This is a genomic window from Yersinia vastinensis, from assembly GCF_044905075.1.
GTDB classification, from domain to species: Bacteria; Pseudomonadota; Gammaproteobacteria; order Enterobacterales; family Enterobacteriaceae; genus Yersinia; species Yersinia vastinensis.
Genome location: NZ_CP173260.1, coordinates 4,543,104 through 4,555,314 on the forward strand (window position 1 = coordinate 4,543,104; position 12,211 = coordinate 4,555,314).

The window sequence follows — 12,211 nt, forward strand, 5'->3', positions numbered from 1 at the left end:
TACAATAAACACATTAGTTATCAATCAGTAAAAGCCTCATCGAGAGTTTGGTCTTTTTTTTGCTCCCTGCATCGCAATGTTTGATTTTCATATCACCATTGCAACGAAACTTTTCGTGAAGTTTTGCAAAAATACTCTTTTTCAGTGCGCCGAAAAAAAACCTGAGTCACTCTATTACGACGCCCAAACTCTCAGGACGCACTACGGCGAAGGAAAGCATCATGTCATTAGCCATTATTCACACCCGCGCCACATTAGGTATTCAGGCCCCCTCAGTCACGGTTGAAGTCCATATCAGCAATGGCTTGCCAGGGCTAACCTTGGTTGGATTACCAGAGACAACGGTAAAAGAGGCTCGGGACCGCGTTCGAAGCGCACTGATCAACAGCGGTTTCACCTTTCCCGCCAAACGGATCACTGTCAGTTTAGCCCCAGCAGATTTACCCAAAGAGGGCGGTCGCTATGACCTGCCTATTGCTTTAGCGATATTGGCCGCTTCAGAGCAGATTCCTGCGGATAAATTAACGCACTATGAGTTCTTGGGTGAATTAGCCCTATCAGGAGCACTAAGGCGGGTTAACGGCGCAATTCCGGCGGCAATTGCCAGCAACCTAGCACATCGACAATTAATTCTGCCCGGCGCAAATAGCCATGAAATTGGGCTTATTCCACAAGGTAACAGTTGGGTCGCGGATCACTTACTCGCTGTCTGCGGATTTTTGCAAGGTGAAACTACACTTGAGAAAGGCCAATCCATTGAATATAAGACAAATTCTGATAAAAGCCTTGATCTGCAAGACATCATTGGTCAATCACAAGCGAAGCGCGCGCTAGAGATAACGGCTGCCGGTGGGCATAACTTGCTGTTACTCGGGCCACCGGGCACGGGTAAAACCATGTTAGCCAATCGATTAACCGGCTTGCTGCCCCCACTCACAGATCAAGAAGCGCTGGAGGCCGCTGCTATTAATGGCCTATTACACAGTAATGAATTACCTACTCTGTGGCGCAGCCGAGCTTTTCGTGCCCCACATCATAGTACCTCAATGGCCGCACTGATTGGCGGAGGCTCTATTCCCCGCCCTGGTGAAATATCACTGGCACATAATGGCGTACTTTTTCTAGACGAGTTGCCGGAATTTGAGCGCCGGGTGCTGGATTCGCTGCGTGAACCTCTTGAGTCTGGTGAAATTATCATTTCCCGTGCGGCAGCTAAAGTGCGTTTCCCGGCTAAAGTACAACTCATAGCCGCGATGAATCCCAGCCCCAGTGGTCATTATCAAGGTATCCATAACCGAACACCGCCACAACAGATACTGCGCTATCTGGCAAAACTGTCAGGCCCGTTTTTGGACAGATTCGATTTATCAATAGAAGTGCCATTACTGCCAGCTGGTATGTTAGGTACGCAAAAACATCAGGGGGAAAATAGCGAAACCGTCAGGCAACGAGTATTACGGGCAAGAGAAAAACAACTGGGCAGAGCGGGGAAGATAAATTCAGAACTTAATAGCCAAGAAATATCCGAATACTGCTGTCTAGCGCCGGAGAATGCGGTATTTCTGGAGCAAGTTCTGCTGACTCTAGGGCTGTCAGTGCGTGCCTGGCACCATATTTTGAAAGTTGCGCGGACTATCGCTGATCTGGCTCTGGAAGATAATATCCAAAAAAAGCATCTTTCCGAGGCGCTAAGCTACCGTTGTATGGACCGACTGCTCTTGCAGTTGCATAAGAGCCTAATGTGAAAATAGAAGGGGGACAAAGCCCCCTATTCTTAATACTTAAAATCATGAGGGCGCAGCTAGCGCCCATACACCATCAAGTACCAAGGGTATTATTAATCGTCGCTATCGGTATAGTCTTCCACGGCATCCATCTGCGGTTTACCGCCAGACAGTGTGTGGAAACGTTTAGGACGACGAGTCCGGGTCACATATTTAGACCAGACTTTTTCCTCGGCACTGACAGGCTCACGTTCGCCGCGACAAACAGCCACAAACGAATGCTCTTCTTCCGTTGCTGGTTCGCGTTTCCCGAGATCGAGTTCATTGAAAGCATGGCCGTGGCGCTCTAGTAATTGCGCCTCTTTAATGGTGAAATCGCCGTGACGCGAGAACCCGCGAGGATAATGTTTATTATCAAAAAAACGATTGGTCGTGATGAAGCTATCCGCCATCTGACTCGCTCCTAATTCTCTCATGGTCGTGCTGTTTATGGCGCGGAGTATTAGATAGGCTTGACAGCGTGTAAAACAAAACATTTAAATCTTAACGACAAAAAAAATTGGAGATAGGTGTGGATACCGAATTACTGAAAACCTTTTTGGAGGTCAGTAGAACTCGCCACTTTGGTCGCGCAGCTGAATCTTTGTACTTAACACAGTCGGCGGTAAGTTTTCGTATCCGTCAGTTGGAAAATCAATTAGGTGCAAATTTATTCACTCGCCATCGCAATAATATTCGTCTGACCCCTGCGGGCGAAAGACTGGTGCCGTATGCCGAAACACTGATGAGCACTTGGCAGCTAGCCAAAAAAGAGGTCGTTCATTCGCTGCAACACACTGAGTTGTCTATTGGTGCAACCGCATCACTTTGGGAGGCTTACCTCACGCCTTGGTTGCAACAGTTATATAAACAACGGGAAGCATTGCGCCTTGAGGCTCGAATTGCACTAAGGCAATCGCTGGTGAAGCAGTTGCACGAACGGCAACTGGATTTATTGATAACAACTGAACCCCCTAAAATGGACGAATTGGCCAGTTTGTTATTAGGGCATTTTTCACTGCGGTTGTTCTCATCGGTTCCCCTTGTTCTGGCAGAAAAAACTGACAGTGAAACCGAGCATAAAAATGCAAATGAAGCGCCTTATATAAAACTTGAGTGGGGGGCAGATTTCCATCAGCAAGAAAGTCGATTACTCAATAGTGAGCAAATGCCGGTACTGACCACCACTTCAGCCCATCTAACCCGCCAACTACTGGAGACTACCGGTGGCTGCGCTTTTCTACCTGAGCATTGGCAGAAAGAGTATCCACAATTGTCTATTAATGCGGATATCCCGCCGATCGTGCGGCCACTGTATGCCGTTTGGTTGCAAAACAGTGACCAGCAAACATTGATTCGACAGCTATTAAAAACACCAATGAATAACGCCGCTCAAAGCGCTATACAGGATTAAGTGGTGGCGGCTGAGGGCGAGCACGACGATTTAAGTAAAAAGCACTCATCGCCTTCTGGATAGCAATAAAGCTAAATAACAAGATCCCGATGACAATCTTGGTCCACCATGAACTGAGTGTGCCATCAAATGTAATGTAACTCTGGATCAGGCCCTGAATCAGGACACCAAACAGAGTACCAAAGACGGTGCCGATACCACCGGTCAGCAATGTACCACCGATAACAACGGCCGCAATCGCATCTAGTTCAACACCACTGGCTGCCAAAGCATAGCCAGCAGAGGTGTAAAGAGAGAAAACAATCCCTGATAGTGCCGCTAAAGTGCTCGATAACATGTAGATTTTAATCGTAGTCTGTCTGACAGGAACCCCCATCAGAGCGGCTGAAACACTGTTGCCACCGATAGCATAGACGTTATGACCAAAACGGGTTCGATGTGCCAACAAAATACCCAATGCGACAACTAAGAGCATGATGAGGGCGAGCAGGGTAAATCGCCCACCTCCGGGGACTTTCCAAGCATAATTCGCCAACGTGGCATAAAGCGGATGATTAATCGGGATAGACTCTTCAGACACAATAAAGCTCATCCCGCGAACAAAAAACATCCCGGCAAGCGTGATAATAAAGGCTGGGAGTTTCAAAGAATCAATAATCCAGCCCATCAGTGCGCCAAACATTGCTCCCATGACTAATACGATGGCAAAAGCATACATTGGGTGAATACCGTAGGTTCCGATTAACTTCGCTAATAGCACACCAGTAAAAGCGATAACTGAACCTACAGATAAATCTATACCCCCAGATAAAATAACAAAGGTCATCCCCACAGCTACAATGCCCAAGAAGGCGTTATCAGTCAGTAAATCGCACCATACCCGGGTGGACGAAAAGCTGGGGAACTGACTAAGACAAAATGCATATCCCAGAATAAAAACGGCGATAGTCATCAGCAAAGGAATATTGCGCTTTAACATTATTTTCGCCTCCGGAAGATATGGCTCAATGAAATCATGGGTGACTGCACCACCAATACGGCTAATACGACGATGGCTTTAAGAACCAGATTAAATTCAGGTTGATAACCTGAGAGTAGAATCCCTGTATTCATTCCCTGGATAATCAAAGCGCCAATCACTGAAAGTAAAAGGTTAAAGCGCCCCCCCATTAACGATGCACCGCCAATGACTACGGCAAGAATGGCATCTAACTCCAGCCATAAACCTGCATTGTTAGCATCCGCCCCTCGGATATCTGCGGTCACAATAATGCCCGCGACAGCTGCACAGATCCCACAAATCACGTACACCGCAATGAGCACCAACCGCGTACTCACACCTGCATTACGTGCAGAACGTAAGTTGATACCAACCGACTCAATAAATAGCCCCAGTGCTGTTTTACGTGTCAATAACCACACAATTATCAGCATGCCCAATGCAATAACGACCGACATCGGCATATACATCAAAGTGCTACTACCTAACTTTGCCAACCCCCCACTATCAAATGTGACAATCTGCCCTTCGGTAATCAGTTGGGCTATTCCTCGCCCCGCAACCATTAACATCAATGTGGCGACAATTGGCTGAATTTGTAATACCGCCACTAAAAAGCCATTCCATAACCCACACAGAGCACCAACAACAAGTGCAGCGACTAAGACTGTCGGTAAAGCATATCCGGCACTGGTTAGGGTCGCGGCTGTCGCTCCCGCAATAGCCATCACGGCGCCAACGGATAAATCAATGCCCCCGGTCGCAATAACCAATGTCATTCCCAATGCCAATAAAGCAACAGGAGCACCTCGGTTTAAAATATCAATGACACTGCCAAACAGCCGCCCATCCTGAATATGAATTGAGAAAAAGTGTGGGGCGACCAAACTATCAATCAGTAAAATGACTGCTAAAGCGCCAAATTGAGTGGCACCTTTCGGCAAAACCCATTTAACTTTGCGCGGCCTTTGCGTCATTGACAGACTCCTGTTTCCCATGAGGTAACTCCTTATTGCACCGCGATCGCCTGCATAATGGCAGGAACAGAGATCTCATCGTGACCGAGTTGTGCAATATGCCGACGATCACGTAAAACAATGACGCGATCAGCATAACCTGCCAATTCCTCTAATTCGGAAGAGATGATTAACAGTGCCAACCCTTCGTCGCACAGCTTCTCAATCAGCCGAATAATCTCAGCATGGGCCCCCACATCAATACCGCGCGTTGGCTCATCTAAAATTAAAAATCGGGGTTTTGTGGCCAGCCAGCGGGCTAGTAATACTTTTTGCTGGTTTCCACCGGAGAGATACTGAATTTGCTGCTCAGGGCCAGGAGTCCGAATACCCAATTGCTGGATAAAATCTTCCGCAATTTGAGTCTGTTCACGCATAGAAATTGGCCTTAGCCACCCACGTTGGGCTTGCAGAGCCAAAATAATGTTCTCACGCACTGTGGCGGCCCCCACAATACCATCTGTTTTGCGATCTTCTGGGCAATAGCCAAAACCTAGTTTTGATGCTTTACGTGGCGTTCTGATTTTTACCGGTTTGCCTTGTATCTGGGCCTCACCATTATCGGGAGTAGTGACACCAAAAATTAATTGCGCGGTTTCGGTTCGACCTGACCCCAATAATCCGGCAAGCCCAACTATTTCACCGGGGGAAACCGATAAATCAAAGTTCTCAACCACACCTCGTCGACCATAATTTTTAAATTCAACCAGAGGGTTGCTCGCCGTAATATTGTGTTCACCACGTTTAAGCAATTGTTCATCAAAGCTATGGCCCAACATCATCTGAACTAATTCAAGCCGAGGAAGCTCTGCGGTAGTTTTCGTGCCAACAAGTTTGCCATTGCGCAAGACCGTTATACGATCACTGATCCGATAAACCTGATCCAAGAAATGGGTGACGAAAACCATACCAATTCCCTGATCACGCAACTGGCGAAGAATATCCAACAACATACTGACTTCTTTAGCATCCAGACTTGCTGTCGGCTCATCAAGAATCAGTACCTTTGCTGATAAATCAACTGCTCGAGCAATGGCAACAATCTGCTGTATTGCAATGGAGAAATCGGCTAACGGCCGCTGAACATCTAATGCTAAACCGTAACCTTTTAGTAATTTTTCCGCCTGTTGGTTCATTGTTCGATGATCAATAAGCCCCCAATGCAATGGCTCGCGACCAATGAAGAGATTTGCTGCAATAGAGATATTCGGGAGTAAATTGACCTCTTGGTAGACTGTACCGATACCCATCTTTTGGGCATCAGCTGTATCAATAGGGCGAATGGCCACACCATCTAAATAAACTTCACCAGCGGACCGCTTATAGACCCCAGTTAATGCTTTGATTAAAGTGGATTTCCCTGCGCCATTTTCTCCCAGCAAAGCCATAACCTCACCGCGATGCAGAGAAAAGTCCACAGAGTCCAATGCCTTAACACCAGGAAATTCAACCGACAAGCCACGGACTTTTAGCAGTGTTTCCATCAGATGTACCCACGTTCAAAAACGACTCAGATATTGTCCAAATACAGGTGACGAAAGCAGGCGGGGCAAGCCCCGCCCTTTGAATCAATAACCAAGGCTCTTCTTGGATTCATATTCCTGTTTAGCCGTATCTGGCTGTAGCAGGCGGGATTCTGTCTGGATAAATTTAGGAGGTTGGGTTCCATCTTTCTTCAGCGCAATTAAGGCATCAAAAGCAGGGCCAGCCATATTTGGCGTCAATTCAACAGTTGCATTTGCTTCGCCACTGCTCATTGCTTTGAAAATATCAGGTACACCATCTATGGAAACAATTTTGATTTCTGTACCCGGTTTTAGACCCGCTTCTTTGATTGCCTGGATGGCACCAATTGCCATGTCATCGTTATGCGCATAGACCGCACAGATATTTTTGCCATTTTGCTCCGCTTTAATGAAGCTCTCCATGACCTCTTTGCCTTTACTACGTGTGAAGTCCCCTGATTGTGAACGAATTATTTTTACATTAGGTGCAGAGGCAATCCCATCAGCGAAACCTTTTTTGCGGTTAATCGCCACACTGGAACCGACCGTGCCTTGTAGTTCAACAACATTACAAGGTTTGCCTGCGACATCTTTCAACAGCCATTCACCTGCAACTTTGCCTTCATACACGCTATCCGAAGCCACTGCTGCGGTATATAAAGAGGGATCATTCACCTCAATCATACGGTCCAGCAGAAACACCGGGATCTTGGCTTCTTTCGCTTCCTGCAAAACTGGCGTCCAACCAGTAGCAACCACGGGAGCAATAAAAATGGCATCAACGCCCTGAGCAATAAACGATCTCACCGCTTTGATTTGGTTTTCTTGTTTTTGTTGGGCATCCGCGATTTTTAGTGTTATTCCGCGTTTTTCAGCTTCTTGTTTAGAAACCTTGGTTTCCGCAGAACGCCAACCGGATTCTGAACCAATTTGAGAAAAACCCACGACTAACGGAGCCGCCTGGACTGCACTACACATTGCTGCTGTTACAGCTGCTGCTAACAGTAAACGCCTGTACATATTTCTCTCCTCACTTGCCATCGTCGAGCCGTTGACTCACTACCATTCCGAAGAACAGTTAAGATGATCATTCAGGCCATGTACTGCCCTGAACTTCGGCCAATTTGCAGATAATGTTGTTCTAAAAGCATATGATGTTTTTTAAGGTGAGCTTCCTGATAGCTAAAATGTTAATTAGTTTTAGTACATTTTGTGAAAGTAATAATGAGCAACATCACACCATAGAATAACAATCGTTTTGTACATAAATTCAGCTAAATAGGTATGAGTTGGGAACGTTACCTTTGAAAATTTTGTGGGGATTTAGAAGAAAGATAAGTAGTAGAGGTGGTTAATGAGACGAGGAATAATGTGTAAATTCACAAAATAGTTAGGAATATCCACACTATAAATATGTTCAAGAAGAGAGCAAAAGCTAGAGGAGGTTGGCTCAAAAGGATGGAGGGAAGAACAAAAAGCAGACTAAATGACTATTTTGAGCATAAAAAAAACCCTTCGCTTTAATGAAGGGTGTCTAATATGGCAGGGGCGGAGAGACTCGAACTCGCGACACCCGGTTTTGGAGACCGGTGCTCTACCAACTGAGCTACGCCCCTAAATTACGCTTAACATTATGCCTGCTAAAGTTAGCAGGCATAATTTAAATAAGTGGCGGAACGGACGGGGCTCGAACCCGCGACCCCCTGCGTGACAGGCAGGTATTCTAACCAACTGAACTACCGCTCCACCGATTCTTTTACGTGTATCTTCCTGATACTTACCCTTAACAGGGCCAGCGCTTCTCGCTGTGCAAAACCGCTTATCGCGATTTTGTCAGTTACCAGATGTCACTCTGATAACTCGTGTTTGATGCCTGGCAGTGTCCTACTCTCGCATGGGGAGACCCCACACTACCATCGGCGCTACGGCGTTTCACTTCTGAGTTCGGCATGGGATCAGGTGGGACCACCGCGCTATGGCCGCCAGGCAAATTCTGTTTTCATCAACTCGCTACACAATCACTCTCATGCAGCCAGCCAATTCAATCTGTAAACTTCGCTGAAAATCTCTCAAACACAAAACACCTTCGGTGTTGTAAGGTTAAGCCTCACGGATCATTAGTACTGGTTAGCTCAATGCATCGCTGCACTTACACACCCAGCCTATCAACGTCATAGTCTTTAACGTTCCTTCAGGGGGCTTAAAGCCCCAGGGAAGACTCATCTCGAGGCAAGTTTCCCGCTTAGATGCTTTCAGCGGTTATCTCTTCCGAATTTAGCTACCGGGCAGTGCCATTGGCATGACAACCCGAACACCAGTGATTCGTCCACTCCGGTCCTCTCGTACTAGGAGCAGCCCCTCTCAATCTTCCAACGCCCACGGCAGATAGGGACCGAACTGTCTCACGACGTTCTAAACCCAGCTCGCGTACCACTTTAAATGGCGAACAGCCATACCCTTGGGACCTACTTCAGCCCCAGGATGTGATGAGCCGACATCGAGGTGCCAAACACCGCCGTCGATATGAACTCTTGGGCGGTATCAGCCTGTTATCCCCGGAGTACCTTTTATCCGTTGAGCGATGGCCCTTCCATTCAGAACCACCGGATCACTAAGACCTACTTTCGTACCTGCTCGAGCCGTCACTCTCGCAGTCAAGCTAGCTTATGCCTTTGCACTAACCTCACGATGTCCGACCGTGATTAGCTAACCTTCGTGCTCCTCCGTTACTCTTTGGGAGGAGACCGCCCCAGTCAAACTACCCACCAGACACTGTCCTCACCCCAGATTATGGGGCCGAGTTAGAACATCAAACATTAAAGGGTGGTATTTCAAGGTTGGCTCCACGCAGACTGGCGTCCACGCTTCGATGCCTCCCACCTATCCTACACATCAAGGCTCAATGTTCAGTGTCAAGCTATAGTAAAGGTTCACGGGGTCTTTCCGTCTTGCCGCGGGTACACTGCATCTTCACAGCGAGTTCAATTTCACTGAGTCTCGGGTGGAGACAGCCTGGCCATCATTACGCCATTCGTGCAGGTCGGAACTTACCCGACAAGGAATTTCGCTACCTTAGGACCGTTATAGTTACGGCCGCCGTTTACTGGGGCTTCGATCAAGAGCTTCGCCTTGCGGCTGACCCCATCAATTAACCTTCCAGCACCGGGCAGGCGTCACACCGTATACGTCCACTTTCGTGTTTGCACAGTGCTGTGTTTTTATTAAACAGTTGCAGCCAGCTGGTATCTGCGACTGGCTTCGGCTACGAGAGCAAGTCTCTTCACCTAATGCCAGCGTGCCTTCTCCCGAAGTTACGGCACCATTTTGCCTAGTTCCTTCACCCGAGTTCTCTCAAGCGCCTGAGTATTCTCTACCTGACCACCTGTGTCGGTTTGGGGTACGATTTAATGTTACCTGATGCTTAGAGGCTTTTCCTGGAAGCTTGGCATCAACTACTTCTGCACCGTAGTGCATCGTCATCACACCTCAGCGTTGATAAGCAACCGGATTTGACCTGGTCACTCCGCCTACATGCTTAAACCGGGACAACCGTCGCCCGGCTAGCCTAGCCTTCTCCGTCCCCCCTTCGCAGTAACACCAAGTACAGGAATATTAACCTGTTTCCCATCGACTACGCTTTTCAGCCTCGCCTTAGGGGTCGACTCACCCTGCCCCGATTAACGTTGGACAGGAACCCTTGGTCTTCCGGCGTGCGGGCTTTTCACCCGCATTATCGTTACTTATGTCAGCATTCGCACTTCTGATACCTCCAGCAAACCTCACAGTTCACCTTCAACGGCTTACAGAACGCTCCCCTACCCAACAACACCTAAGTGTCGCTGCCGCAGCTTCGGTGCATGGTTTAGCCCCGTTACATCTTCCGCGCAGGCCGACTCGACCAGTGAGCTATTACGCTTTCTTTAAATGATGGCTGCTTCTAAGCCAACATCCTGGCTGTCTATGCCTTCCCACATCGTTTCCCACTTAACCATGACTTTGGGACCTTAGCTGGCGGTCTGGGTTGTTTCCCTCTTCACGACGGACGTTAGCACCCGCCGTGTGTCTCCCGTGATAACATTCTTCGGTATTCGGAGTTTGCATCGGTTTGGTAAGCCGGGGTGGCCCCCTAGCCGAAACAGTGCTCTACCCCCGAAGATGAGTTCACGAGGCGCTACCTAAATAGCTTTCGGGGAGAACCAGCTATCTCCCGGTTTGATTGGCCTTTCACCCCCAGCCACAAGTCATCCGCTAATTTTTCAACATTAGTCGGTTCGGTCCTCCAGTTAGTGTTACCCAACCTTCAACCTGCCCATGGCTAGATCACCGGGTTTCGGGTCTATACCTTGCAACTAGACGCCCAGTTAAGACTCGGTTTCCCTACGGCTCCCCTATTCGGTTAACCTTGCTACAAAATATAAGTCGCTGACCCATTATACAAAAGGTACGCAGTCACACCACGAAGGTGCTCCCACTGCTTGTACGTACACGGTTTCAGGTTCTATTTCACTCCCCTCGCCGGGGTTCTTTTCGCCTTTCCCTCACGGTACTGGTTCACTATCGGTCAGTCAGGAGTATTTAGCCTTGGAGGATGGTCCCCCCATATTCAGACAGGATGTCACGTGTCCCGCCCTACTCATCGAGTTCACAGCAAGTGTATTTTTGTGTACGGGACTATCACCCTGTACCGTGCGACTTTCCAGACGCTTCCACTAACACACAAACTGATTCAGACTCTGGGCTCCTCCCCGTTCGCTCGCCGCTACTGGGGGAATCTCGGTTGATTTCTTTTCCTCGGGGTACTTAGATGTTTCAGTTCCCCCGGTTCGCCTCGTTAGACTATGTATTCATCTAACGATAGTGCAACGAATTGCACTGGGTTTCCCCATTCGGGTATCGTCGGTTGTAACGCTTCATATCAGCTTACCGACGCTTTTCGCAGATTAGCACGCCCTTCATCGCCTCTGACTGCCTAGGCATCCACCGTGTACGCTTAGTCGCTTAACCTCACAACCCGAAGGTGTCTTTCGACCACTTGCGTTGTGATTATTTGAGAGACTCTAATACAGGTTACTTATTATCTCAGTACATCTACGGAGAGATAATGTTCAGCTGTATTGTTTCAATTTTCAGCTTGTTCCAGATTGTTAAAGAGCAATATTTCACAACCCACTGTGTCTTGCGACCTCAGTGCGTTTTGAAATAGTTTTTTTATATGGTGGAGCTAAGCGGGATCGAACCGCTGACCTCCTGCGTGCAAGGCAGGCGCTCTCCCAGCTGAGCTATAGCCCCATATAAAAAGCAAAATCACCTTATTGCTGCAACTCAACAGGGAATGGTGAGTTGGTGGGTCTGAGTGGACTTGAACCACCGACCTCACCCTTATCAGGGGTGCGCTCTAACCACCTGAGCTACAGACCCAACAAGGTACTAAAGCCCGACCAATTTCTCAGTCCGGCTTTATTTGCTCGTTACTTTCTATCAGACAATCTGTGTGGACACTGCGCAATGCGTAT

General features: G+C 48.0%; 7 protein-coding genes, 4 tRNA genes and 2 rRNA genes. 2 read left to right on the plus strand and 11 right to left on the minus strand.

Going from position 1 to position 12,211, the window contains the following annotated elements:
* Positions 1-221 precede the first annotated feature (221 nt).
* Positions 222-1,745 carry a YifB family Mg chelatase-like AAA ATPase gene (locus ACIOG0_RS21045; RefSeq protein ID WP_128451670.1) on the plus strand — a complete coding sequence of 508 codons (1,524 nt, stop codon included), beginning with the start codon at positions 222-224 and terminating at the stop codon, positions 1,743-1,745.
* Positions 1,746-1,837: 92 nt separating this feature from the next.
* On the opposite strand, the gene ACIOG0_RS21050 is transcribed toward ACIOG0_RS21045, so the two are convergent.
* Entirely contained in the window at positions 1,838-2,176 is a 339-nt protein-coding gene (locus ACIOG0_RS21050) for a DUF413 domain-containing protein (protein ID WP_050101932.1), read from the minus strand.
* A 119-nt stretch (positions 2,177-2,295) separates the two neighbouring features.
* Here ACIOG0_RS21050 and hdfR point away from each other — a divergent pair, with 119 nt between their 5' ends.
* Positions 2,296-3,177, plus strand: coding sequence for an HTH-type transcriptional regulator HdfR (gene hdfR / locus ACIOG0_RS21055; RefSeq protein ID WP_050101933.1), 882 nt, complete (start codon positions 2,296-2,298; stop codon positions 3,175-3,177).
* On the opposite strand, the gene yjfF is transcribed toward hdfR, so the two are convergent.
* The 10 genes from yjfF to ACIOG0_RS21105 form a co-directional block, all read right to left on the minus strand.
* Positions 3,164-4,156 (minus strand): galactofuranose ABC transporter, permease protein YjfF, encoded by a 993-nt coding sequence (gene yjfF / locus ACIOG0_RS21060; RefSeq protein ID WP_050101934.1) that lies wholly within the window; start codon positions 4,154-4,156, stop codon positions 3,164-3,166. The two genes, hdfR and yjfF, sit on opposite strands and share 14 nt — an antisense overlap.
* A complete protein-coding gene (gene ytfT, locus ACIOG0_RS21065) occupies positions 4,156-5,154 on the minus strand; it encodes a galactofuranose ABC transporter, ATP-binding protein YtfT (RefSeq protein WP_050101935.1) in 999 nt (332 codons plus the stop codon). Before ytfT ends, yjfF begins: the two co-directional genes overlap by 1 nt.
* A gap of 32 nt (positions 5,155-5,186) precedes the next feature.
* Entirely contained in the window at positions 5,187-6,677 is a 1,491-nt protein-coding gene (ytfR, locus tag ACIOG0_RS21070; RefSeq protein WP_050101936.1) for a galactofuranose ABC transporter, ATP-binding protein YtfR, read from the minus strand.
* Between the two features lie 84 nt (positions 6,678-6,761).
* The gene (gene ytfQ, locus ACIOG0_RS21075) at positions 6,762-7,718 is read right to left on the minus strand and encodes a galactofuranose ABC transporter, galactofuranose-binding protein YtfQ (protein WP_019213113.1); all 957 of its coding nucleotides are present in this window, start codon (positions 7,716-7,718) and stop codon (positions 6,762-6,764) included.
* Between the two features lie 520 nt (positions 7,719-8,238).
* Positions 8,239-8,314 (minus strand) — tRNA-Trp (locus ACIOG0_RS21080).
* A 53-nt stretch (positions 8,315-8,367) separates the two neighbouring features.
* A tRNA-Asp gene (locus tag ACIOG0_RS21085) sits at positions 8,368-8,444 on the minus strand.
* A 125-nt stretch (positions 8,445-8,569) separates the two neighbouring features.
* A 5S ribosomal RNA gene (gene rrf / locus ACIOG0_RS21090) occupies positions 8,570-8,685 on the minus strand.
* A 109-nt stretch (positions 8,686-8,794) separates the two neighbouring features.
* Positions 8,795-11,702: ribosomal RNA gene (locus ACIOG0_RS21095) — 23S ribosomal RNA — on the minus strand.
* A gap of 209 nt (positions 11,703-11,911) precedes the next feature.
* A tRNA-Ala gene (locus ACIOG0_RS21100) sits at positions 11,912-11,987 on the minus strand.
* Between the two features lie 52 nt (positions 11,988-12,039).
* A tRNA-Ile gene (locus ACIOG0_RS21105) sits at positions 12,040-12,116 on the minus strand.
* Between the last annotated feature and the right edge of the window lie 95 nt (positions 12,117-12,211).